A 24,311-nucleotide genomic window follows, 5' to 3' on the forward strand; every position below is an offset into this window, starting at 1 on the left:
TATGCACCTTGCGGGTTTCAAATTTTATGGAGAATTAAGTGCAATGACGATTCAACGTCAGTACAGTTTGCCCAACTGCAAGTTAATTTTGCAAGGCTTGAGTGATACTGGAGGAACTAACTTAAGTCCAGGGCAAGTATTATCTATATTAATGAGTGCTGAATGTCATATTAATGGCCAAGAGCCACCATTAACTGGGGGACGAGATTTTTTTGAAAGTTTGGTCAGGCAAGTTAGTAGCTATGCTCAGGAATTTCTGAGTGGCATATCTTCCCCTAGACACCATAGTGAGAGCCAAGAGTTGCTACAGTTAAATAAAATAGATGTCAATCTGCACAGGTTAACTCTTTTTGATGGCAATGTTTCTGGTGGAAATATTGCGGATCAAAAACCTGGAAGAATTATTGATTTAACTACAGTTCAGTTATTCGATCTGGTTGAGGCCATAGACCAGTTTTTTGCCGATTCTCTGACTTTACCAGATTTCTCTTTGGCAGTAAGACCTATTTCTCGAAGACAAGCCAAGTCAGGAGAGCCTGTAGCCCAAAAAGTTCTACCGGCTGCTGTGGGAATGTCGGGTTTAGCAGTAGCAGCCTTGGCTCTATTCTTTGTACCTATTCCAGAAGTACAACGTCCAAAAGATCCTCAACCACAATCAAATGAGAGTGTGGGTAATTTAGAGACATCTCCTACAAGTACCTCGGAATCTCCTTTGAATCCTACCCCAAAACCTGAAGCTTTGGACTCTTCTGCAGAATCGACTGCTATAGATGATTCAGATCAGATAGGTGCTTCTGAGGAGAGACTAGCTGAAGAAAATTTAGAGTCATTTTTGACTACCAGTTCGGAAATTACCGATCCAGCAGAGATTGAAAAATTGCAGAATTTACTCTCTGCAACAATTGATGATGCTTGGAAAATAGAAATTAGCGCAGATTTAATTTATCGTGTAACAGTGGCTGCTGATGGTTCTATTATTGGCTACAAACCAATAAATCCTGCTGCTGCTGATGAGGTGGATAAAACTCCTCTACCAAATTTACTGAACCAACAGGCAGTAGCTGGAGATAATAGTCAATCTACCGCTGAGTTTAAGGTCTTGTTTAGTGAACAAGGTTTCCTAGAAGTAGAACCTTGGCAAATATAAAGTATATTGTCTTATTCTCTCTAAACCAGTTTTTGAGGTAGGATTCAAATTGAAAGTGTCTCCAATGGAAAAACCGTGAGTAAATCTTCTCCCGATCAGATTAACCCTAGGTCTCCGGGTATGGGTCTGTTAATACTATCCTTAATATTTCGATTGTTACTGCTGGTGGTAGCTAGCGGTTTTTCCTGGGTGTTGGGAATGGCGATCGCTGTTCAATATCCCTCTACTTCTCAAGAGACACCCATAGCAGAAAAACTACTTCGTGGAGCTAAGGGTATAGTATCTAAAAAACAGTTGCCCCAATCGGAAAGCGCCACCCCTGAATCTACTCCAGAAACTCTGAAGCTCCAAGTTGAACTAACTGAGGCACAGAGACAGGAACTACAAACAGAACTTAAACAATTACAAACACAGTTAAATACTCTTATTGGTGAGACCACAACTTTAGAAAATCAATTAGGTGTCAGTAGACCCGAGCAAAATTTAGAGGCAAGATTGGATCTGATTGCTAAACAATTAGTTGTCCCCCTTTCTGCAAGTGAGAATGAACAAATAAATAAACTTTCTCAGCCAGTTTTTACTCAAGATACCAAAATGGTGACGCTTCCTCGTGATGTTTTGTTTGAGTCGCGTAGTAATACAATTCGTTCTGAGGGAAGGATTATTCTAGACAATTTAATTGGTGAATTGAAAAATTACAAAGAGGCGACCATTAGTGTTTCTGGTCATACTGATAGTCGAGGTAAAGTCAAGGTAAATCGAGAATTGTCATTTTTACAAGCTGAAGCAGTGGCAGAATATTTATCAAAAAATCTGGGTCAAAGGTATCGTTTGCTAGCTATTGGTTATGGAGAATCTCGCCCTATAGCAGAAAATGATTCTCAAACTAATCGACAACGTAATCGTCGAATTGAGGTGAAAATTAATTCTAGAAAATAGACATCTCCAGATAAAGAGGGAGTAGGGATTCATTAATGGATAATTGATAATGGATAATGTATAATTACCTATCTCTAAAACCGATTGGAATGATACATTTCTCAAAAGCTTTTCTATATTTATAGGACTTACGCACCTGCAACGTATTTTCGTCATTGCGACCGACTCTTAAGCAATCTCAAATCCTAGTTTTTCGTAGCTCATGCGTAAGTCCTGATTTACTTAAGCAGGGGAGTAGGTAGGGACGTTGCATGCTAGGTAGGGACGTTGCATGCAACGTCCCTACGGAGAAGTAAACATAAGACGGGATTAACGTATTTATCTCAACGTTGGTTGAAGACCCGCGCTCTCCCGTTTCGGCTGTCGCCGACATGAAAGGCGGAGCAAGTGCGGCAGCTATTAGGGGAGCTGAGAGATGGGAAAACCAATCAATGTTGCGGTATTTACCACTTTTGTGCTATAGTGCAAAAATAAGGCTGCTGGGCTAGCAGTGTCAGCGCCAGTCGCTCATGGGGGAGACCCCCAAGACCGCGCTGGCTTGTCTGTGGAGCGCGCCTTTAGACCGGAAAGAGGTTTGCCTTGGAGGCAGGTGCTATGTTAGCGCAGCTCCGAGGTTTGGAAATCCCGCGTTGTCGCATAAGCGCAACGTCGGGAGAATGTCAATACCTCAAGTTAACAAAAAGGTGATTTAATCTGTATTAATTACTTAATAGCTGAAGTGTTACCCAAGTATAGAATTAATGCATTGGAATTGGAATAACTTTGATAGAATTTAAGAAAATTTTATATTCTGACTCCTGACTCCTAACTCCTGGCTCCTCATTAGCGCTAAAATCTTACAACTCATATAAGATTGCTATATTTCGGTTTGTAATTTTAGATGTGGTAGTTTCACCAACCTTTCCAAAACTCAATCAGCATCTATTAATTAATAACAAAATTTTAGCAAATACTTAGCAAATTTAGATTATTCTCGAAGATTTTAAATGCTTGAATTTTGATTTTTCGTAACTATTAAAGTCTTATTTCGGACTAGAATCAATAGAAGAATATCAAGGCAAAAACATTTCTGTCAGGGATAAAGAAACTGATGCAAAATTCAAGGGATAAATTATCCCAGTATCGTACAAAACAGTTTCAGATTGATAACCTTTTGGTGTAGGATGACGATATATATAAGCTTGGCGTTTGCCTACATCTAAAACCCAATATTCGGGAATATTTGCCCGAGCATAGATAAGTGTTTTTTCTTGCCGATCTATTCTCAAGGTAGTATCGGAAATTTCAATTAAAAAGAATATTTCTTGTGGACTAGGATGGCGATCGCCATAAGCTTTGGGATCTATATGAACTGCTGCAATATCTGGTTCTGGTTCAGAAGTTGATAATGTAACTGGTAACTGCATCCTGATATGAGCTTGCTGAATTAATTGAGATTTTAAATAATCAGATGTCCGTTGAGTTGTTGCAGCATGAGGGGCACGTTGGGGATTCATTTCGATAATACGGCCTTCTAATAGTTCGACGTGGGATTCTGGTGTGAGAATACCACAATCTATCATTTGATGATACTCTACTACTGTCCACAAATGAATTTTGCTTGTCGTCATTAGCTTAATTTCCTGTTATTTTCCATGCGCTATATATAGATAGTGTCTTTGCGTAAGTCCTGTTCTAAAGGACGAGTAGCAACTACCCAAAATTCTATTCAGAACTTAGGCACTCAAGAAACATTCATGGTTTTTATCAACTATATTATATATAGCAAATTCTATATTGGTTATGACAACAAATAATCTCAGACAGAAAATATTAGAACGCCTGAAGCCACTACCGGGAGAGCAAGTAAAAAATCTGCTCCTAAAATGGCTAGTAAATTCATCTGGTAATTTAGAATATTTTGAGGAATTACTGATAAATGAATCCCATCAAAAAACAGAAGAATTACTAGATTATGGAGAGATAGATTCAACATTAAATTTTATATCTTTGACAGAAGAGGAAATGGTTCGGCAAAGTAAATTAGCTCTTGAAGTTTACCGTGGTCAAGGTGTCTCAGTTGCTCATAATCGCGTGCGTGAATGGGCAGATAGTTTAGGGACTGACGCAGAAAAACCATGCCCGAGATAGTTTGGACAGACATGGCAGTTGAAGACCTCAACCGTCATTATGAATTTCTTAAAGTCAACAATGCTGATGCTGCAGCAAGAGGGATACAAAAAATTGTTTCTTTTGCTGAAAGTTTGCAGGAAAATCCCCGCCGAGGTAGGATTGTGGATGAAATTGCAGGATTGCGTAAGCTTGTGGTTGTTTTTGTTAAGTACGGTTATGTAATTCATTACACTATTATTGAGGATGATGTGATTATTTTGCGTGTTTACCACGGACGTGAAAATCGACCTCGCTAATACCAGTAACTAACGTAATTTGTTTGGAGAATATTTAGAGTCTGTGAGAAAAGTCGGTTTCTGTCTTGGAGGAGGTTAGGGGGAGAGTTGGGGCGATCGCTTTGTTGGTTGAAAAGTGTTTCTCTGGAGCAGGGTGTTAATATTTCGTTGTAGTGGCAGCTATATCGCCCTACACTCAAAGAAGTTGTATTTTTGGTAGGACAGCGGTAAGATAATGTTTTTGAGTAGATTTGTGGTTGGGTTGTTATGGGTAATGAGGGTATGAGTGCTGGACAGTTGTTGAAGTAGGCTAATCAGTTGAAAACAGAGGGGAGGTTGGATGAAGTGATACATCGCTCCCCTTGTTTAGCTATTTTCTTATTGATTAGTTAACCAGTTTTCTAAGTCTGCTATTGTTGCTAAATCAAAAATTTCTTCACCTAAAATATCTAATTTTTCCAGAGATAACTCCTCTATTTGAGTCTGAACTTCTGGAGGCATTTCTCCAAACTTTCGGCGAATTTGACGTAAGATTTGCTTGACTACACCAATTCTGATTCCAGTTTCTTCTCCTTCCTTTCTCGCTAAACTAATTTGCCCTTTCTTATCTCTGAGCGACTTTTCCTGTTGCTCCAATGCCTCTAATTCTTCATTGCTTAAGTTTGCCTTATTGGCTATATTTAATGCTGCTTCTATTTCTGATACTGATTCTAATGATTCTGGTATTACTTCTAAATTTTGTGCTGATTTAATAAAATATATCCATTTATCGCTCTTGGTTTCTAAGGCTGACAATTCTTTTGTAAATTTGGGTAGTTCTACAAACATTAATGTTAATTCATCTTGGTAATTAAACAATTCTGTTTCTTCTTTAAATCTGAATTTAGTAATCATTTTCTCAATATGCTCAAATAAAACAAAGTCGGTGATTGTTAAAGCTATAAAAGGTTGCAACATCATATAACCTTGCCCTGCATCTAATTGATTTCCATAGGCTTTAGCTAGGTTATAAATTACTCGTTTTTCAAAGTCTTCTACGTTCAATATTTGCATTTCAATGATGACGGTAGAACCATTATCTAAAAGTGCTTTTACATCAAAATAAGTCTCTTTAATAGTGTTAGTAACTCCAGGGTTATAGGGGTTAATTATTTTGAGAGATTGAATGATATTTTGATTGTTATAAACTATGGCATTGAGAAAGCTAATGAGAATGTTTTGACTGTGAATAGAACCAAAGATTTTTTTAAAAGCAAAGTCGGTTTTGGGGCTGATAAATTTCATGGTTATATATTTTCTCTAAGTAGTCAGACATAATTAAACCTTACTGTGTCATTGCGAGGGAAACGGAGTGTAGCGAAGCAATCTCAAGGGTTTCTGGGGCTTAATGTTTTTTTATATACTCTCCTTTATTTATGTCCAGGTACTTAACTGGTATAATTTATAGTTGACTATATAATATAACAACATAAAATCATTCATCAGAAAAAACTATAGGGGTTTGGTCTCCGAACCCAAGCATTAAGGTATTTGGAAACCAAACTCCTAGGAGCAAATCTTACAACCTATTTAGGATTGCTATATAAGTTCTATGAAGATTTTTTGAATGCTTGACTTTAGTTGATTTGTGTTTTGCACTCAGATTAATAATAGTTTTAATTTTAGTTCTATGCCAGCCAAAGACATTTTTCATAATGCTATTATATCAGCTTTAATCAAAGATGGTTGGCAAATTACTGACGATCCTCTATTTATTAAGGCTAGTACCAGAATATCTCTGTATATTGATATTGGTGGAGAACGAGCTATTGGAGCTGAAAAAGACGGCAAAAAAATAGCAGTAGAAATAAAAAGTTTTTTGGGAATGTCGCCTTTGGCAGAATTTCATACAGCCCTTGGTCAATTTCTTAACTATGTGTTAGCCTTAAAAATAAACCACCCTGAACGAGTTTTGTATTTGGCAATTACTGAAGATATTTATAGAGATTTTTTTAGCGATTCCTTTATTCAACTTTCTGTAAGTACCTATCAAGTTAAACTAATAATTTTTAATCCGTCATAAGAGGTAATTGTGTTATGGAGCGATTAAATTATCAAGAAATTGTCACCCAAATAGTTAAAGAACACTATCAATATCATAGTCAGGATTCACAATATGAAACAGAACTTATTTTAGATTTAGAAAGAAATCACTACCTCTTAATTTCTTGGCGTTGGCAAAATGAAAAACGGGATTATGGCTGCCCTATTCATGTTGATATTAAAGATAACAAAATTTGGATTCACCAAGATTTTACTGAGTCAGGAATTGCTCAACAATTATTAGATTTAGGTGTGCCTAAGTCTGATATGGTTTTGGGTTTTCGCTCCCCTTATGTGCGACAGTTTTCGGAATTTTCTGTAAGTTAATGATAAATTTAAAGCTAAATAATAATGGGTATTGAAAGTATGAGTGCTGGACAGTTATTGAAGCAAGCTAATCAGTTGAAGAGAGAGGGGAGGATGATTGAAAATCTATTTTGATGTTTGCTGCTTAAATCGTCCTTTTGATGATTGGACGCAAGAGCGTATTCGCTTTGAAGGAGAAGCAGTTCTTAATATTGCAGCTCGAATTAGCTCTGAAGATTGGCAACTTATTACCAGTGAAGCAATCGCCGTAGAGTTGGACAAAATGACTGATTTGGAGAAGTTAGAAAATATCCAGAAAATCTTACAAATGGCTACAATAAAAGTTACCATTGATAATATTATTCAGGAGCGCTCGCAAATATTAGAAAGCTTAGGATTTGGATTGTATGACTCTTTTCACATTGCCTGTGCTGAAAAGGCTAATGCGGATGTTTTATTAACCACAGACGATCGCTTGCTGAAAAAGGCAAATAACTATCAGGAATTGCTCCAAGTAAAATTAAGCAACCCTATTAGTTGGTTAATCACTATTTTTCAAGAAAAAGGAGAGACTGGAAATGACACCAATTGAACTTAGAAGAAAAGCTTATCAAGTTTTGGTCGATAATTTGGGTCAAATTAATACCATTCGTTTTTTACAACAAGTGGGATGGGGGTATGGTGATTATACTAAGGAACGAGAAGAGTTACTTCAAGGAGTAACGCGGGAAGAATTTTTGCAAGACCTGGAGCGGATTAGAAATTCTTAAAAATGATTTATAGAACTCATTGGGGAAGCTATTAGGTATCTCCATAAAAGAGGGAGCAGGGAGTAGAGGGAAACAGATGAAACAGGAATTTTTGGGGTAAAATTAAGTTTTTGAGTAAATTTGTGGTTGGGTTGTTATGGGTAATGAGGGTATGAATGCTGGTCAGTTGTTGAAGCAGGCTAATAGGTTGAAGAGAGAGGGAAGGTTGGATGAGGCGATCGCTCTTTATCATCAGGTTATTGATATTAATCCTAATTTTGCTTGGGCATATAATAATTTGGGTGATGCTTTTGTTAAGCAGGGAAAGTTAGATGAGGGTGTTGTTGAGTATCGACGGGCAATTGAAATTAATCCAAATTCGGCTTGGTTTAACTATCAGTTAGGTAAAACTTTAATTCAGCTTAGTAGTTTTCGTAATGCCATCTTGTATTTTAAGAATGCAGTAGCAATTAACCCTAAAATTTACAATCTTTGCCTAATCTTTGATTATATTTTAAATCAAAATAAAAAAGCTTTAGATGATGTACTTCTCACAAACAAAATCAGCCAAAACAACTATGTAATTCAATCTAATACTTATTATTTTGACACAAATAAAAACTATCTGAAACTGACCGAAACTCCTGAATGGATTACTGTATTACTTAAACCTAAATCTATTTATTCTCTGACTGTAGAAGCTTTTTCAGAAGTCGCTACCTCAGACAAATCATTGATAGAGTTTGAATTGTTTGACAAAGACAATGAGGAAATTCCCTATATAAAAAGTTTAAAATTAGGCGTGGCAAGCAGATCAATAAAAACTCAAGAGAAGAAATTTTCAAAATACAGGGTTAATTTATTGACTCCACCTAAAATAAAGTATGCCAAAATAGGTTTTAGGGGTTTGTATAGCGAATTACCTATTATTCTCAAAAATCAAATAAAATTGGAGCCGGTACAGTCGAATAGTTCATTAAAGCATTTAGTCGAGCCAAATAGTTCACTAAAGTATTTAATAGTAGCGACTGCTAGAAGTGGAACAAAGTTTATGTCAGAAGCTTTGAAAAGCATAGGCGTAAGGTGTGGTCATGAAGCGTTCTTTGGTCTGCTGTCATCTAAGCAACCTAAATTAACCAGGGCAGACGTAGAAAATAGAATGAAGCTTTACACACAGTTTGAAGCAGACTCAAGTTGGTTAGCAGTTCCCTTTCTGGGTACAGACATAATTCCTAGCAATACTAAAATAGTTCACCTAACTCGCCATCCGGAAAATGTTTGTGAATCATTGATAGCTTTTGGTTTTTTTAACCGTAAAGATAACTGCTACACTAATTACCTTCTTCAGCACATACCAGAAATCAAAGCCTCAGATCCAGAAATTGTCAAATGTTGTAAGTGGTACTTGCACTGGCATCAAAAGATTCAGCGCCGCTATGAGCAAGAAGTAATTCATCACAAAATTGAAGATGGTGTTACAGTATTATTTGAAAAGCTTAATCTTAGCTTTCATAAGTATAAAATATTTGATGAAACAAATTGTAATACTAGAAATCCAAATAATCGTCGTTGCGTTCGCTTACTATCAGAACTGAAGGAAGCAGATCTTCTAAATCAGTTGGTTGAGATAAGCGAAATATATGGCTATTCGTTATCGTAAAAGAGAGCTTTTTTGGTTGCTTTTGTTTAATTCGATAGGGTTTTCAGCCGACTATCTACTTTAAAAATAAGCTTTGACTGATGAGAGTTTTAGTCATTTTTTTTGCTTAATTCGCAATAAATCTATTGCATATATGTGCAATTAGACCAGTTTGATATCACCAATCTGCTTTAGCTCATAAATTACAGGTTTGCAGTAGGTAATTTATCTATTTTAACTGCTTTAACTCTATCCCATTTTTTATTTGATTCTGTGTTGTAGATACATATAAGACGACGAGATGGAGACTCTACTTCTTGTATAATATTTTGGTAGTTAGGCTCTCGTCCAAACCAACTATTCATTTTTTCTAGATCTACCGGATCGTGTATGTGACCTTTCGTTTGACCTTTTGGCCATTTGTAGGGCACAGAAACCACTAACAGGCGCGCAGTTTCTAGTAATTTTTGGCAGAAAGCTCTAGCATTTGGGACGTGTTCAATTACCTGAAGGCACATTAACAAATCGAAACGTTTTTCCGGAGTATACTTCAAAAAGTCTGTTGTCACATCAACAATACCGGGAGCTTTGTAAGGTTTCCGCAAGTCTATAGAGTAGCGTTCCGGAATCCATTTAAACCAATCGAGATAAGGACATCCATTAGAACCTACATCTATAATTGAGGTGGCATCGCTGCCAAGCTTATGAATAATTTGCCGAATGGCAAAAATATAAATATTGTTTTCTCGTTGAGACCAATATGATGATTTTTGCTTCGCTATTTCATCTTTAAGACTTGTTGAGATATCCTTACTCCCTTGACTCTGAGAATTCAAAGATGGCTCTAAAAGCGACCGCATATTGACGCACTTCTCTTGATCCTCAACTATCTTTGCTTCCACTTGGATTGCTTCTTCTTTCCATCCTAATAGTCTCAGCACTTGCCCTAAATGAAAATAAGACCAAGCTGCATCTGGTTTTAACTCCACCGCCTGACGATATGCTGCAACCGCTTCTTCCAAACGCCCTAACTGCTCTAATGCTTTCCCCAACCTATGATGAGACCAATAAAAACTTGGATTGCGAGCGATCGCCCGGTGATAAGCAGCAACTGCTTCTTCCAATTTTTTACTCCGTAAAAACTGATTACCTTGGCTAAAGTCACTAACTCTCATCTTTAAAACCTCAAATTTAACAATTAACAATAAGCTTTTATAAAAACTTTGATAATAATAACTATTAGTTTACTGCTAATTGACCAACTTTTTCATTGCCATCCAAAGAATTAAGGCGATCGACAAACTTCATCAGATCACAGTTTTGTTTCACAAATTCTCGACCGATTTTAGCACACTCCAAATATTTGCTTTCATTTAACCACAGTTGCTGCACTCTAGAATTTACATCTTCTGGATTTGCATATAACGCTGCATCCCCAAAAGTTTCTTTAAACTTATAAGGTAGAATTACAGGAATACCAACTGCCATGGCCTCTATAATTGCCTGACCAAACTCCTCTATATAATTTTCATGGGGATAATGAATAAAGAAGTCCAAATCTTCCAGAAACTCTTGTACACTGATGCTATCAAAAGGTATTACTTGCCAGTTTTGAGGTTGTTCCCCAATTAAATCAATTGGTATTTCCGCACCCCCTAACAACCTAACTTCCCAAGGCAGATTTACACCATAAGATTTCTTCAAAGCAGTTAACTCTTCTGGCCATTTACTGTAGGCATCCCGTCCATGGCGACCAACTACTGGAATTTTTCTTTCTTGGCCACGCCAGCGAAGTGTTTGTCTACACCATTGCTCAACATCTATCATCGGATACCAAGGATTTGAGTAAGGGTTTGGATAACGTTTATCTTCACTCATTAGTCGTTTAACCCATGATGAAATCGGTATCCAGAAGCCCTCTTGTCCGAACATACTCTTGAGATTTGCCCTAACAATATCTGGATCGTACTGAGAGTCGGAACCATCAACTAAACGTGCAGTAAATTGGTTAATGATCACAATTAATTTTGTAGTATTTATGTAAGGGAAAGCATCAGGCTTATACTGAATGATAGCTGGATACCCAAACAGCACAAAATTTGCATCTACCCGATCTCCCGGAGTTAGTATATCTACCCCATATTTTACGCAGACATCATAAAAGCAATAGTTAAGCTTTTGCGGTTTCAGCTCATATTTTCGCCAATGCACCACTGCTACCTTCATTCCTAGTCTACAAGCTGCAACAATATAGTTAAGAGTAGATACGAAAGCTCCGCCTTTTAGAGCAAAATCTGATATTACAATCAAATCATAGAATTGGACTTCCAACTTTTTGATCTGATTACCTAGAGGTAAAGGAAACTGTCTGCCGACCTGAGAAAGCTTTGGTGATAATTTAAATTCTGGCTGAGAGTGCCAATATTCATAAGCATCTCGATAATGTCTTCTTAGTCCAAAGTCTAGTGTTTTGACATGAGTAGCTTTCGCTCGGGTTAAGGAATCTGGCCTTAAAAGCCCAAAGGAAAGTACCATTTCTTTTGGTATGTTGTAAATTGCATTTGAACCATAAAGTTTAATTAATCTATATCTAAACTCAGAATCACCACTAATTTTTACACTATCCCAACTTCCAAGTTTATCTAGTATCTCTCTTTTAAACATCAGAGATGAAAGGTTGGCCTCAAAAAGGTTAGGGCCTGGTTTCCATATTCCAACTACCATGAGATTTTCATCGACTCGCAACCAATAAGACATCACAGCAATACAAGAGTTTTTGGATTTCATAGCATCGATATGATACTCAATTTTCTGTGGGTGAGACCAGTCATCACTATCATGCACCGTAATTAATTCACCCGTGGCAACTTCTAATCCACGGTTTCTTGTTGGGTATGCACCTTCATTAATCTCTTTAGTTATTAGCTTAATCCGATCGTCCTGTTTAATATATTCAGTTACTACTCCACAGGTGTTATCATTACTACAATCATCGACAACAATGATTTCGATGTTTTTCCATGTTTGTGCTAGTAAACTTTCAAGAGCAATATGTATGGTTTTTTCTGCATTGTAGGCAGGCATAATAACAGATACTTTGATGTTTTGTTCGGTTATTTTCGCTTTAGCACTTGCAGTAATATTAGAAATGTGTAGTGGCAAACTAGCATCTTTTAATTTAAGCGGTGCAATTCCAACTTTTTCGTATACCTGATTAATATAAGCTAACTGCAAACAAGAGGCTTCAGATTCTTTTCCTTCTGCTAAACAAATCAAACGTTGGGTGTTTCCTTTTAAAAGTAAAAAATCTGCTCTCTCTCCTCGTTCTTTGATAGCGAAGTTTAAACGCTCATCAGCTAGCACAATGCGATTAAGCTGGATCAAACATTGAACCTCTACAAGCAAAATCTTTTGCTCTGGCTTTTTCTGAAATATTTTAATTAGCTCAATATTCTCTAAACATCGCTCATAATTACCTTCTAGATAATACCACTGAACTAACTCCCAAGCTGCTTCACTACGTTCTCTTTTTGATGCAGTGATATCGTGTGTAATTTCTTCGAGTACAGGAAGTATGTATCTTGAGTAACCCCCCCATAGCCTTACTCCTAAATCTTTAGCAGAAAAATTAACTGGTCTAAGAAAATTTTTATAAGTAGATAGTTGCGACTCTGTACCTACAAGACTAATTTTTGAGTTTGTTACTTCTCTTTTTTCAGATTCTCTTTTTTTGATTGAAGAGGAATCATTTTTTGTTTCCGCTTCCGCCGTTAAATTGAATGCCCTCTGATAAACCTCAACTGCCTCCTCTCTCTCCCCCAACTCCCTTAAAACATCTCCCAATTGCTGCCAAACCACAGCCGACTCCGGATGCAACTCCACCGCCTTCCTTAACTCAACCTCCGCCTCCCGCCATCTACTCAACCGCATCAACCCATACCCCAACTGATGCCGCACCACAGCAGACCTCGGATTAATCTCCACCACCAACCGATACTCAACAACCGCCTCTTCCCACCTACCCAACTGCCCCAAAGCATACCCCAAATGATGCTTCACCTCCGCTCCTTCAAAGCCCAAACCAACCGCCCGCCGATACTCATCAACCGCCTCCTCCCATCTACCCAACTGCCCCAAAGCCTGACCCAAACCAAACAAAACCTCACCAGACTCCCCAGAAAAAACCACCCCCTGACGATACAACTCCACCGCCTCACTCCATCGTCCTAACTTACCCAAAGCCTTTGCCCAACCAATACAACAATCAACCCTACCCGGATTAACTTCCCAACTCTGGCGATAAAACTCCACCGCCTCCGACCATTGCCCTTGCCCAGACTTAGCTTCTGCCAAATAAAAATAAGCCTCTGTTAAGTAGGGAGCAGGGAGTAGGGAGTAGGGAGTAGGGTGAGGAGATTGGGAGTCTGGAGAAAACTGAATCACCCGATCGATACATTCCACCGCCTCAGACCATTGCCCCAACTTCACCAACCCACTTCCCAAACCCAGATAAAATTCAGGCACATCTTTTTTTAGATCGAGCGCTCGACTTAAATAACCTACCCCTTCCTGAAACTGGCCTTGCTGACTCAACATTATCCCCAACTTGTAGAGAGACCAGGGGGATTGCGGATTTATAGCCACCACCTGACGAAAAGCAGCGATCGCCTCCTCTAACCGCCCCGCCTTCTCCAAAGCCTCCCCTAAATTTTGGTAAGACCAGGCAAACTGGGGATTTGACTCAATGGCCTTTTCATAAGAAGCGATCGCTTCCTCTAATTTTCCTTCCCGCAAAAGTTTATTTCCTGTAGCAAAAGCAGTCATCTTTTTCAGTTATCAGTTATCAGTTATCAGTTATCAGCTTTTTCAGTTAACAGTTATTGGTTAACCAATCCCCCCAAACCCCCCTTAGAAAGGCTTGCTCAAGAATTCTCAGGACTTACGCAGGGACTCTACATATAGGGAGGGCGAATACCATTCGCCCCTACAGATGCTGGTTTAACAGTCAATATGCGTAAGTCCTGTTCTATTAGCAAAGGATTAAAATCCTTGGTAGGTTTGAAAGTCTTTTTCAGTTTACAGCAAAACATTACAGCAGATTTCATTTGTGACAGGCAAGATGTCTGTGTTAGAGGATATTTGAAAAGTATGAATTTTGATTTAGATCCCCCCTAGCCCCCCTTGAAAAGCTATCCCTTATAAGGAACTCCTGAAAACCTTGTGGGGAGGGTGGGGAGAGGGGGGAGAGGGGGGAGCAAGAATCTTGGTGTGCATTTCTCACTTCTTTATGTCTAATTCAATACATTATTTCTCAGAAAAAAGCTGATTCAATACTCGTGCATAACTGACTGAACTTGTCAAGTTTTATGTTAAGAAAGATGTTTATAAAGCATAGCTTGAAAAGGGGGGAAATACAAGGTCAAGTCCCCCTTATTAAGGGGGATTTAGGGGGATCGATGACTTCTCAAACAACCTCTTATAAATGTTACCAAAAAAAGAGGTTTAAAGCCTCCCCTTGGATAGGGGATGAAAAGATAAAATTTCATTATTTCAATCCTGATGGTTCAGCCAGAGGTTACTGATAACTGATAACTGATAACTGAAATGACCTTTATTGTTGATTAGCTAACCAGTTTTCCAAATCTACTATTGTTGCTAAATCAAAAATTTCATCACCTAAAATATCTAATTTTTCCAGAGATAATTGTTCTATCTGATTCTGAACTTCTGGAGATATTTCTCCAAACTTGCGACTAATTTGACGTTTAACTAATATCCCTATTCCTTCTTCCCGTCCAATTTCTCGGCCTTCTTCCCGTCCAATTTCTTTGCCTTCTTCCAATCCAATTTCTCGGCCTTCCATCCTCGCTAGACTAATTTGTCCTTTATTATCTCTAATTGACTTTTCCTGTTGCTCTAATTCTTCTAATTCTTCATTACTTAAATTCGCTTTATTCGCTATATTTAACGCTGCTTGTATTTCTGATACTTCTTCTAATGATTCTGGTATTACTTCTAAATTTGGAGCCGAACTAAGAAAATATATCCATTTATCACTGAGGGTTTCTAAGGCTGATAATTCTTTTTTAAATTTGGGTAATTCTACAAACATTAATGTTAATTCATCTTGGTAATTAAACAATTCTGTCTCTTCTTTAAATCTGAATTTAGTAATCATTTTTTCTGTATTTTCAAATAAAACAAAGTCGGCGATTGTTAAAGCTATAAAAGGTTGCAACATCATATAACCTTGCCCTGAATCTAGTTGATTACCATAGGCTTTGGCTAAGTTATAAATTACTCGTTTTTGAAATTCTTCTACATTCAATACCTGCATTTCAATGATAACAGTAGAACCATTATCTAAAAATGCTTTGACATCAAAATAAGTTTGTTTTAGAGAGTTAGTAACTCCTGGATTATAGGGGTTAATTATTTTTAGAGATTGAATGATATTTTGATTGTCATAGACTATGGCATTAAGAAAGCTAATGAGGATATTTTGACTATGAATAGAACCAAAGATTTTTTTAAAGGCAAAGTCGGTTTTAGGACTGATAAATTTCATAAATATAGGGAGTAGGGAGTAGATAAATTAGTATTATACCTTTCCTAAACTGGTATGATTTTTGTTTCATTAATACATCAATGAAAAACTTAACGGAATTGAATATAGGGAAATTTTTGTTAAAGGAGTCAGAAAAATCTGACTACAAAAGCTAGCACTTATTTCTGCCATCCTGCACTAGCTGACTGCTAATAGCTGAATGCTTACCGAATTATTAATTATTAATTGTTAATTAAATAATTGTGGTTTAAAGCCTCCCCTTGGATAGGGGAAAAAAGCGGTCCTTGGATGCATCAGAAACCTAGCCATATCTAATCGACCAAGAGAAGAAATGATATTTCCTAATCTTCAATCCTCTCGGTTTTAACCTTCTTGTAATTATCAATTATCCATTATCAATTATCAATTAATGAAAGGAGTTTGGTCTCCAAACCCAAGGAAAGATGGGATTTCAAGAAACAAACCGCTCTAAGAAAATTCTTTCAACCTCGCCACTAAATGGTCAAAATAAGGAGCTAATTCTGCTTGTTGTTCAGAGGAAAATCTTTTCAAGCTAGCAGTTTTAATAGCTTCTAAACCGCACACCATTGCTGATAGTGGTACAAGCAATTCTTGATAAAGTAAATTCATATAATAAAGCCCTTCTTGGCTGGTAAATTCTATATTATTACCAGCAATACCATAACTAATACAACGTAAAAAATGCCAGAAGTCTCGCCAACAAGCTTCGGCTCGTATTGGTGGATATAAATCTCCTCCTTCTGCTGTAATATTAGGATATGTTGCTAATACTTTTTCCCTCGCTTCATCAACTATTTCTGCTGCATATTCTCCGAGCAAACTAGCAGCTTCAATGTAAAAAATTGGCACTCCTGAACTACTTTTGAGGAGGTTTAAATCGCTTTCTGTCAGATAAAGACCTTGATTGTCAGCGGTTTGAAATAGTTGAATTATTTCTGTTGGTAGAAGTCCTACCCAACTTTTAAAGCTAACTATTCTCGCTTTAGGAATTAATTGCTTGGCTGTTTCAGTTAATTGTGTAGTCATAATCAAAAGTTTATAGTGGTAGTACCTCGTCTAGCTTTAAAATGTGGGTAAGTTTGAGTCCATGGAGACCTCTCCCCCAACCCCTCTCCTGAAAGGAGAGGGGAGTTTCTCCCCCTTCCCTGGTAGGGAAGGGGGTTAGGGGGTTAGGTTTTTTAACCCACATTTTCAAGCTTGACGCGCCAATAGGTTGGGTTTCGTTTCCTCAACCCAACAGAAATATATATAAGACCAATTGTTGAGTGTTGGTGAATCAAGGGATGAATCTTTGTCGAACAGGTAAATCCCACTTTTACTTCCTCTTTCTTCCAGGGGACAATTCTAATTTGCACCTTATGCAACAGTTGTTGTTGGGTTGCGCTGTCGCTTAACCCAACCTACTGGAATACTTCACGATTAAGCTGTAGGTTGTTGCGTTTGATTTTGCGTGGCAGAACGCAACTGATTGAGGGCTAGATCGATTTTGGACAATTCTGGATGTTGTTCTAACTTGGCCATTACTTTGGCCTTGGAAATTTTTACTTTCTTAGCGTGTTCTAGAGTTTCATTGACAATGCGTTCCCGATATTGTTCTAATCCTTTGATTACTTCCTCTATTTCTTGTTCTTGGGTTGTTGGTGTTGCGGTATTAACTTCTAAAGTTTCAGACATAATGACTTTCCGATTAATATTTGTATTTTTCTGAAATTAATCATCCCAGATTTAGGGATTAGTTGCTAGTATTTGTAAAGAAAAGTAAATAAAATTAAGCAAACTTTAACATGGAAATTAACCAAATTCAGGTATACTTAAATAGCTCTGATTCTCAAGAGAGATTAAAAGCGCTGACCGAGTTAAGAAACTATGAAAGTGAAATAGCGGTTCCCCTTCTTAAAACTAGACAGGGTGACCCAGAATTTCTAGTCCGTTCATTTGTAGCAATGGGATTAGGCAATAAACGTACTCCTGAAGGTTTTAGGATATTGCTGGAAATGATGAAAAATGACACAGACTACAATGTGCGAGCAGAAGCAGCTAATTCCCTATCTAAATTTGGAGAAGAGGCAATTCCTCTTTTGGTAGAAAAATTCCGCCAAGACGACAACTGGTTAGTGCGTCGGAGTATTCTCGCGCCTCTCATGGATATGCCATTTCCTGAAGCACTCTATGAAGTGTGTATGTGCGCGATCGCTGGCGAAGATATGACGGTGCAGGAAGTTGCTATTAGTGCTTTAGGTGCATTAGCAGGGACAAAGAAAGAAACTGAAGCTTTGCAGCAACTATTAGCTTTTGTCAGTGCCGAATCTTGGAATATTCGGTTGCGAGCTGCTCAAGGGTTGAGAAAATTTGACGATCCTCAAGCTAAGGCAGCTTTGAGTTATCTAAGCAAAGATGAGGATCATAGAGTAGTAGCTGTAGCTTTGGAGAGTTCGCTTTCAATAATTAATAATTAACAATTATATAGACATCTCCAGAAAAGAGGGAATAGAGAACACTTAACTGGGAACAGGGAAAAATAATTGATAATTTATCGATAAGAATTGATTTTATTTTTTATTTTTGGAGATGTCTAATTTAATAATTAGAGCTGATTTGTAAACTTAGCTAAAAGTCTTATATTACTTAGCTTTTAGTAATTTGGGGTTTGCTGGATAATAATTCGTAAAACTTAAGTATAGCAAGCAATTCAGCCTCTTAAGATTTACTTGATAAATCAGCTCTAAAATGTTGCAAAGCTTAGGGGCAGGTTCCGCGTTAAATTATTCGAGCTACAACATTTAATCAGATGAACCCGCCCCCAATGATATAAAATCATGTCCGGTTGAACACTTATAATTAAGATAGTAAGGGAGTAGGGGAGTAGGGGATTCATTAATGGATAATGGATAATGGATAATGGATAATTGATAATTACCTCGGGTGTTAACCGTTACGGAATTGAATATAAGGAATATTTTCTTTCTTTTCGCCTATCCAAGGGGAGCCTTCAAGGCGTGAATTATTTAATTATTAATTCTTGAATTACCTATTTGTAAGGGAGTAGGAGAGAAATTAAAATATATTGTATCCAAACCAAATATTTTATTTATACCTAATCATCCAGACATGATATAATACACCATTTTAGAATTAACGTGGTCGTATGACACTTATGCAATAGTCCTGCGAGATATTGTTAATACCTTTCACAGTCTAAATTTTAGAAGTAAAGACGCACCCTACAAGTTTTAGACTAAATTAGCTGCCTGAGTCTAGTAGTGGAATGTTTCAGCTAATTTAGTGCAATAGATATTGGCAAGGGAGAAAAAAGAAAAAAATTTCCTTTTAGCAAATCCTATCGTGAAAAAGAAGAGGTAATTATTAATTCTTGAACTACCAAATATTAAAGTCTAATTGTTGCTCCCGGTCCGATGGGAATTCCGAAAATAAACCAAAATATAAATAAAGCTGACCAAGATAAAAAGAAAGCTAAAGAATAAGGTAGCATTGTCGCAATTAAAGTTCCCATACCTGCATTTTTATCGTATCTCTGAGCAAAGGCAACAATAATTGGGAAATAACCCATCAGAGGCGTAATAATATTAGTTGTAGAATCCCCGATTCGATAAGCCATTTGTGTGAACTCTGGGCTATAACCAACCAACATTAACATGGGTACAAATATAGGAGCTATCATAGTCCATTTAGAGGATGCAGAGGCAAAAAATAAATTAATCAAACTACTAACAATTATAAAACTTATCAGTAAAGGCAAGCCAGTAAAACCAGTTGCTTTGAGAAGATTTGCACCATTAATAGCTAAGATAATTCCCAAATTAGTCCAACTAAAATAAGCAACAAATTGAGCTGCAAAAAAAGACAAAACAATATAATAACTCATTATACTCATGGCTTGAGTCATACCTTCAGCAATATCTTTATCACTTTTAATTGTTCCTGCTCCTTTCCCATAAGCAATACCTGGAATTATGAATCCTAACATTATTATTGGTACAATTCCTTGAAAAAAAGGAGAAGGAATAATTGTCAATGTTTCCGGGTCTCGTAAAATTCCTTCTGGAGGCAAGATTAATATTAATAAAAAGCCGACAAAAGCTAATAAAGAATATCCAGCCCAACGTAAACCTTTTTGTTCAGCATTAGTCAAATTTTCCATTTCTTCTGAATTGATTTTACCATTATATTTACCTAGTCGAGGTTCTACAATCTTATCTGTAATATACCAACCAACTAAAGTAATAACAAATGTAGAAACTACCATGAAATAATAATTTACTGTCGGATTAATCGTATACTCTGGATTAATTAATTGAGCTGAACTTTCAGTAATTCCTGCTAGTAAAGGGTCGATAGAACTAATTAATAAATTAGCACTATAACCGCCAGAAACACCAGCAAAACCAGCAGCTAAACCAGCAATTGGATGACGTTTGTATGCTAAAAATATTAAGGCAGCAAGAGGAGTTAAAACTACATATCCAGCATCCGAAGCAATATTAGACATTACTCCACAAAAAACAATTACAGGAGTAATAAACCTTGCGGGAGCAACTAGCACTACTTGACGCAGCAAAGCAGAAATTAAACCTGTAGACTCTGCTACTCCGACTCCTAACATTGCCACAAGTACAGTACCGAGAGGAGGAAAATTAACAAAATTGCTCACAGTCTTAGTAACTATTTTGCGGATACCGTCAGGAGTCAATAGAGAAACTGCTTCAATAGTTTCTTTGGTTGTAGGGTTGACTGCAGATAAATTTGTCAAATTAGCGATCGCGCTAATCACAATAACTGCTACAGATAGATAGAAAAATAATGTAATGGGGTCTGGCAGTTTATTGCCTACTTTTTCAATAAAAACCAGGGATATATTAACTATGTCTAGTTTTTTAGACTTTTCTGGGGGCGGTGTTTCTGTCATCTTGACTTTTTCCTTTTCACATCAAAAATACAATTTCCCATCATCATACTATAGAAGCCATTTGGTATTTCCAGAAAAGAGGGAATAGGGAGAATTCATTAATGGATAATGGAGAATTGATAATTGATAATTACCTCTGGTTAAAACCGTTACGGAATTGAATATAAGGAAATTCAAGAGCACTTTTTTTCCCCTTGAAAGGGGAGGCTTTTAACCTCAATTATTTAATTATTAATTATTCGGTAATTGATAATTTATGGGCAATAATTGATTGGATTTGGTATTTTGAGAGAGGTATAATATACTCCATCTCCGCACACTCCCCACCCCCCTATCTCCCTATATTTCAGTACACAAATAGATTCGCTTAGGAGTTCTATATTTTGCCTAAGTCCCGACTTTGATTACCTTTAAAGTTATTAGTTTTGCCTTTAGAAAATTTTTCTGAATGCTTAAGAAGACCATTTGTACTTAGAGAGCGATCGCTAAAATTTCATCAAAAAGATTAGGAGGTAAGGAAAAATTTATCAAAAAAATTGGGTCGCGCAACCCCTCTTTTTAAGGCGAAATGTTTTTGGAGCGGGGCTTAATATGATGTTCGGTAAAACACTTATAATCAGGCTCGTAGTTGGGCTTTAGTCCAGAGATACATATTTAGGGGGCTAAAAAAGCCCAACTACAAACAAAGGCTTAATTATAACTAATTATGCGAACATGATATAAATCTCCGTTACAAAAACAACTTCTGACTTCTGAGTTAGTTAACTCCCCACACTACCCACCCTCCTCACACTCTTTATCTAATTACACCAATGGGACCGGATTTGATATTATCTATAGTTGACTGAATTGTTGGTATTTAATTTCTAAATCATAATGACTAATACTGTATTAGATGTTCGTAATCTCAAAGTTCAATTTACAACTGAAGAAAAACTGGTAAAAGCTGTTGATGGTATATCCTTTACTGTAAATAAAGGGCAAACTCTAGGAATTGTTGGAGAATCAGGTTCTGGAAAATCTGTCACATCTCTGGCAACTATGGGTTTACTACTAGCAAAATCTTGCCAAATTAGCGGTGAAATTTGGTTTAATAATTCTGAAGAAAATGAACAAAATTCTCAACCAGTAAATTTATTACAACTATCAGAACAGGAAAAACAACAATACCGGGGTGGGAAAATTTCGATGATTTTCCAAGAACCCATGAGTTCTTTGAACCCAGTCTACACTATAGGGTTTCAGTTAACAGAAGCTATTAAATTTCATCAAAATGTTTCAGCAGCAGAAGCACGACGTCAAGCAGCATCCCTACTTCAGGAGGTAAAACTTCTCCCAAGTGATGAGGTATTGCGACAAAAATCTCTGGAGGAAATAACAGAGGATAGTCAAAATTTAGCACAGGTAAAATCCAAACGGGAGCTAGCAACAGCAGCAGAGATTTCAGGTAAGTCTGCTGTTAGTCAAGTAGAAGGGGTAAGCGACCGCCAAATTATGCTGCAAGTTAATCAGAAAAAGCTAGCCATGTTAGACCGTTATCCCCACGAACTTTCTGGCGGTCAAATTCAAAGGGTGATGATAGCAATGGCGATTTCTTGCAACCCTACTTTATTAATTGCAGATGAACCCACAACAGCTTTGGATGTTACGGTGCAGGCAAAAATTTTAGACTTGCTGCGGGAATTGGGAGAAAGTAGAGGAATGTCTATTATATTTATCTCTCACGACTTGGGGGTAATTTCCGAAGTAGCTGATATGGTAGCAGTAATGTATCAAGGCAAAATAGTTGAATATGGTGACATCAAGCAAATATTTTCTCAACCACAGCATCCTTATACAAAAGGTTTATTAGGTTGTCGTCCTCCCCTACATGGCAAAGTTTTCCGTCTACCTACTGTTTCTGATTTCATGGAAGAGGTAATAAACTCCACTGGAGAAATAGAAATTCGGGAAAAAAACACAGCAGTAGCACAACCGCAAAATATAGATTTGGCAGAGGAAACAGCTCCTAAAACAACTGAAAATTCTATCTTGCAAGTTAATCATTTACGAGTCGGGTTCCCAGTCAAAGGAATGTTTGGTCAAACTCAACGTCTATTGATGGCAGTTAATGATGTTTCTTTTGCTGTTTCTCCCGGTGAAACTCTGGGTTTAGTTGGAGAGTCTGGTTGTGGTAAAAGTACCTTAGCAAGATCAATACTCCAATTAATTCCAGTTACCAGTGGGCAAGTATTTTTTGAGGGTCAAGAAATTACAAACCCTCATGCAGGTAAGTCGGGAATTAAGCAGTTTTTGGAGTCGCTGAAAAATTCTCAACCAAAAAGTGGAAAAAATGGTAATCAAGAAAGATATGAGCAAATGTTGCGGAGGTTGCGACGGGATATGCAAATTATTTTTCAAGACCCCTTTGGTTCCCTTGACCCTCGCTTAACTGTTGGCGCAGCAGTGATGGAACCAATGTTAATTCATGGTGTAGGTAATAGTTATAAAGTGAGACGCGATCGCGCAGCACATTTATTAGAAAGGGTGGGATTAACTGCTGACTCGTTAAGTCGTTATCCTTATGCTTTTTCTGGTGGTCAACGTCAACGGGTTTGTATTGCTCGTGCTTTAGCATTGAATCCTAAATTAATTATTTGTGATGAGTCTGTTTCCGCTTTAGACGTTTCAGTGCAAGCGCAAGTGCTGAATTTATTAAAAGAATTGCAGGATGAATTTGGGTTGACGTACATCTTTATTTCCCATGATTTGAGTGTGGTGAAATTTATGAGCGATCGGATCATGGTGATGAATCAAGGCAAAATTGAAGAAATTGGTCTTGCGGAACAAGTTTATGAGCAACCACAACGGGAATATACGCGCCAACTTATTGCTTCTATTCCTACAGGAAATTTAGAGTAGTGGAGCGATACATCTAAAATGATGCCCTGCGACAGAGTGTTAAATGCTTCTCACTGGTTAAATTATACCTGTCGCACCCTACACACTTTGCACACTCCGGAAATAATAGACTAAATTTTCCACTTGCTGTTTTGGAACAAAAAAACCTCCACCAATAATGGGGGAGGCGATCTATCAGGGTGCATCTACCTTTTCTGTTTCCCATATTTATCTATTAACTCCGGAAATAATAGACTAAATTTTCCTGTTTTATTTAGGAGCAAAAAAAACCCCCACCAATAACGGCGGAGGTTATCTATCAGGGTGCATCTACCTTTTCTTTTTCCCATATTTATCTATTAACTCCGGAAATAATAGACTAAATTTTCCACTTGCTGTTTTGGAACAAAAAAACCTCCACCAATAATGGGGGAGGCGATCTATCAGGGTGCATCTACCTTTTCTTTTTCCCATATTTATCTATTAATATCATGTCCGGTTGAATAGGTATAATTAAAGCTTGTAGTTGGGCTTTAGCCCGACCTATCTATATATCGGGCTAAAGCCCAACTACAAACAACAATTTTTTTATCACTAATTATCCGGACATGATATAACTCCGGAAATAATAGACTAAATTTTCCACTTGCTGTTTTGGAACAAAAAAAC

19 protein-coding genes are annotated in these 24,311 nt (G+C 37.2%); 11 read left to right on the forward strand and 8 right to left on the reverse strand.

Annotated features, from left to right (window positions below; translation table 11 throughout):
* Positions 1-43 precede the first annotated feature (43 nt).
* The gene (locus tag ACP6PM_RS11640; RefSeq protein ID WP_426584751.1) at positions 44-1,147 is read left to right on the forward strand and encodes a DUF4335 domain-containing protein; all 1,104 of its coding nucleotides are present in this window, start codon (positions 44-46) and stop codon (positions 1,145-1,147) included.
* Between the two features lie 75 nt (positions 1,148-1,222).
* Complete coding sequence (locus tag ACP6PM_RS11645) at positions 1,223-2,086, forward strand: OmpA family protein (protein ID WP_426584753.1); 864 nt, start codon at positions 1,223-1,225, stop codon at positions 2,084-2,086.
* Positions 2,087-3,138: 1,052 nt separating this feature from the next.
* Here the strand turns inward: ACP6PM_RS11645 and ACP6PM_RS11650 are convergent.
* Positions 3,139-3,696, reverse strand: coding sequence for a Uma2 family endonuclease (locus ACP6PM_RS11650; protein WP_426584755.1), 558 nt, complete (start codon positions 3,694-3,696; stop codon positions 3,139-3,141).
* Between the two features lie 172 nt (positions 3,697-3,868).
* Between ACP6PM_RS11650 and ACP6PM_RS11655 the strand changes: the two genes are divergently transcribed.
* On the forward strand, positions 3,869-4,216 hold the full coding sequence (locus ACP6PM_RS11655) for a hypothetical protein (protein ID WP_426584756.1): 348 nt from the start codon (positions 3,869-3,871) through the stop codon (positions 4,214-4,216).
* Complete coding sequence (locus ACP6PM_RS11660; RefSeq protein ID WP_426584758.1) at positions 4,204-4,494, forward strand: type II toxin-antitoxin system RelE/ParE family toxin; 291 nt, start codon at positions 4,204-4,206, stop codon at positions 4,492-4,494. The genes ACP6PM_RS11655 and ACP6PM_RS11660 overlap by 13 nt, the downstream gene beginning before the upstream one ends.
* Positions 4,495-4,851: 357 nt before the next feature.
* On the opposite strand, the gene ACP6PM_RS11665 is transcribed toward ACP6PM_RS11660, so the two are convergent.
* Positions 4,852-5,757 (reverse strand): Rpn family recombination-promoting nuclease/putative transposase, encoded by a 906-nt coding sequence (locus tag ACP6PM_RS11665; RefSeq protein ID WP_426584760.1) that lies wholly within the window; start codon positions 5,755-5,757, stop codon positions 4,852-4,854.
* A 385-nt stretch (positions 5,758-6,142) separates the two neighbouring features.
* Here ACP6PM_RS11665 and ACP6PM_RS11670 point away from each other — a divergent pair, with 385 nt between their 5' ends.
* From ACP6PM_RS11670 to ACP6PM_RS11690, 5 genes are all read left to right on the forward strand, one after another.
* Entirely contained in the window at positions 6,143-6,535 is a 393-nt protein-coding gene (locus ACP6PM_RS11670; protein WP_426584762.1) for a XisH family protein, read from the forward strand.
* Positions 6,536-6,549: 14 nt separating this feature from the next.
* Positions 6,550-6,882 (forward strand): XisI protein, encoded by a 333-nt coding sequence (locus ACP6PM_RS11675; RefSeq protein WP_426584764.1) that lies wholly within the window; start codon positions 6,550-6,552, stop codon positions 6,880-6,882.
* Positions 6,883-6,979: 97 nt separating this feature from the next.
* On the forward strand, positions 6,980-7,453 hold the full coding sequence (locus ACP6PM_RS11680; RefSeq protein WP_426584766.1) for a PIN domain-containing protein: 474 nt from the start codon (positions 6,980-6,982) through the stop codon (positions 7,451-7,453).
* Positions 7,440-7,631: a hypothetical protein gene (locus ACP6PM_RS11685; RefSeq protein ID WP_426584768.1), complete on the forward strand. Its 192-nt coding sequence runs from the start codon at positions 7,440-7,442 to the stop codon at positions 7,629-7,631. Before ACP6PM_RS11680 ends, ACP6PM_RS11685 begins: the two co-directional genes overlap by 14 nt.
* 151 nt (positions 7,632-7,782) lie before the next feature.
* On the forward strand, positions 7,783-9,270 hold the full coding sequence (locus ACP6PM_RS11690) for a tetratricopeptide repeat protein (RefSeq protein ID WP_426584770.1): 1,488 nt from the start codon (positions 7,783-7,785) through the stop codon (positions 9,268-9,270).
* Between the two features lie 182 nt (positions 9,271-9,452).
* Here the strand turns inward: ACP6PM_RS11690 and ACP6PM_RS11695 are convergent, their stop codons facing one another.
* The 5 genes from ACP6PM_RS11695 to ACP6PM_RS11715 form a co-directional block, all read right to left on the reverse strand.
* Positions 9,453-10,424 carry a tetratricopeptide repeat protein gene (locus ACP6PM_RS11695; protein ID WP_426584772.1) on the reverse strand — a complete coding sequence of 324 codons (972 nt, stop codon included), beginning with the start codon at positions 10,422-10,424 and terminating at the stop codon, positions 9,453-9,455.
* Positions 10,425-10,488: 64 nt separating this feature from the next.
* Positions 10,489-14,073, reverse strand: coding sequence for a tetratricopeptide repeat protein (locus tag ACP6PM_RS11700; RefSeq protein WP_426584773.1), 3,585 nt, complete (start codon positions 14,071-14,073; stop codon positions 10,489-10,491).
* Positions 14,074-14,860: 787 nt separating this feature from the next.
* On the reverse strand, positions 14,861-15,817 hold the full coding sequence (locus ACP6PM_RS11705; protein WP_426584775.1) for an Rpn family recombination-promoting nuclease/putative transposase: 957 nt from the start codon (positions 15,815-15,817) through the stop codon (positions 14,861-14,863).
* Between the two features lie 468 nt (positions 15,818-16,285).
* The gene (locus ACP6PM_RS11710) at positions 16,286-16,864 is read right to left on the reverse strand and encodes a phycobilisome protein (protein ID WP_426584777.1); all 579 of its coding nucleotides are present in this window, start codon (positions 16,862-16,864) and stop codon (positions 16,286-16,288) included.
* 393 nt (positions 16,865-17,257) lie between these two features.
* The gene (locus ACP6PM_RS11715; protein WP_426584779.1) at positions 17,258-17,512 is read right to left on the reverse strand and encodes an acetyltransferase; all 255 of its coding nucleotides are present in this window, start codon (positions 17,510-17,512) and stop codon (positions 17,258-17,260) included.
* A gap of 110 nt (positions 17,513-17,622) precedes the next feature.
* Between ACP6PM_RS11715 and ACP6PM_RS11720 the strand changes: the two genes are divergently transcribed.
* A complete protein-coding gene (locus ACP6PM_RS11720) occupies positions 17,623-18,294 on the forward strand; it encodes a HEAT repeat domain-containing protein (RefSeq protein ID WP_426584781.1) in 672 nt (223 codons plus the stop codon).
* A 929-nt stretch (positions 18,295-19,223) separates the two neighbouring features.
* Here ACP6PM_RS11720 and ACP6PM_RS11725 read toward each other — a convergent pair.
* On the reverse strand, positions 19,224-20,762 hold the full coding sequence (locus ACP6PM_RS11725) for an AbgT family transporter (protein ID WP_426584783.1): 1,539 nt from the start codon (positions 20,760-20,762) through the stop codon (positions 19,224-19,226).
* 876 nt (positions 20,763-21,638) lie between these two features.
* Here ACP6PM_RS11725 and ACP6PM_RS11730 point away from each other — a divergent pair.
* Positions 21,639-23,663: an ABC transporter ATP-binding protein gene (locus tag ACP6PM_RS11730; protein WP_426584785.1), complete on the forward strand. Its 2,025-nt coding sequence runs from the start codon at positions 21,639-21,641 to the stop codon at positions 23,661-23,663.
* Positions 23,664-24,311 lie beyond the last annotated feature (648 nt).

This window comes from Dapis brunnea BLCC-M229, from assembly GCF_050015995.1.
GTDB lineage: Bacteria > Cyanobacteriota > Cyanobacteriia > Cyanobacteriales > Microcoleaceae > Trichodesmium.

Coding starts and splice junctions, on each gene's coding strand:
- ACP6PM_RS11640 (WP_426584751.1), top strand. CDS start 44: ATGACGATTCAACGTCAGTACAGTTTGCCCAACTGCAAGTTAATTTTG.
- ACP6PM_RS11650 (WP_426584755.1), bottom strand. CDS start 3,696: ATGACGACAAGCAAAATTCATTTGTGGACAGTAGTAGAGTATCATCAA.
- ACP6PM_RS11655 (WP_426584756.1), top strand. CDS start 3,869: ATGACAACAAATAATCTCAGACAGAAAATATTAGAACGCCTGAAGCCA.
- ACP6PM_RS11660 (WP_426584758.1), top strand. CDS start 4,204: ATGCCCGAGATAGTTTGGACAGACATGGCAGTTGAAGACCTCAACCGT.
- ACP6PM_RS11665 (WP_426584760.1), bottom strand. CDS start 5,757: ATGAAATTTATCAGCCCCAAAACCGACTTTGCTTTTAAAAAAATCTTT.
- ACP6PM_RS11670 (WP_426584762.1), top strand. CDS start 6,143: ATGCCAGCCAAAGACATTTTTCATAATGCTATTATATCAGCTTTAATC.
- ACP6PM_RS11675 (WP_426584764.1), top strand. CDS start 6,550: ATGGAGCGATTAAATTATCAAGAAATTGTCACCCAAATAGTTAAAGAA.
- ACP6PM_RS11685 (WP_426584768.1), top strand. CDS start 7,440: ATGACACCAATTGAACTTAGAAGAAAAGCTTATCAAGTTTTGGTCGAT.
- ACP6PM_RS11690 (WP_426584770.1), top strand. CDS start 7,783: ATGAATGCTGGTCAGTTGTTGAAGCAGGCTAATAGGTTGAAGAGAGAG.
- ACP6PM_RS11695 (WP_426584772.1), bottom strand. CDS start 10,424: ATGAGAGTTAGTGACTTTAGCCAAGGTAATCAGTTTTTACGGAGTAAA.
- ACP6PM_RS11700 (WP_426584773.1), bottom strand. CDS start 14,073: ATGACTGCTTTTGCTACAGGAAATAAACTTTTGCGGGAAGGAAAATTA.
- ACP6PM_RS11705 (WP_426584775.1), bottom strand. CDS start 15,817: ATGAAATTTATCAGTCCTAAAACCGACTTTGCCTTTAAAAAAATCTTT.
- ACP6PM_RS11710 (WP_426584777.1), bottom strand. CDS start 16,864: ATGACTACACAATTAACTGAAACAGCCAAGCAATTAATTCCTAAAGCG.
- ACP6PM_RS11715 (WP_426584779.1), bottom strand. CDS start 17,512: ATGTCTGAAACTTTAGAAGTTAATACCGCAACACCAACAACCCAAGAA.
- ACP6PM_RS11720 (WP_426584781.1), top strand. CDS start 17,623: ATGGAAATTAACCAAATTCAGGTATACTTAAATAGCTCTGATTCTCAA.
- ACP6PM_RS11725 (WP_426584783.1), bottom strand. CDS start 20,762: ATGACAGAAACACCGCCCCCAGAAAAGTCTAAAAAACTAGACATAGTT.
- ACP6PM_RS11730 (WP_426584785.1), top strand. CDS start 21,639: ATGACTAATACTGTATTAGATGTTCGTAATCTCAAAGTTCAATTTACA.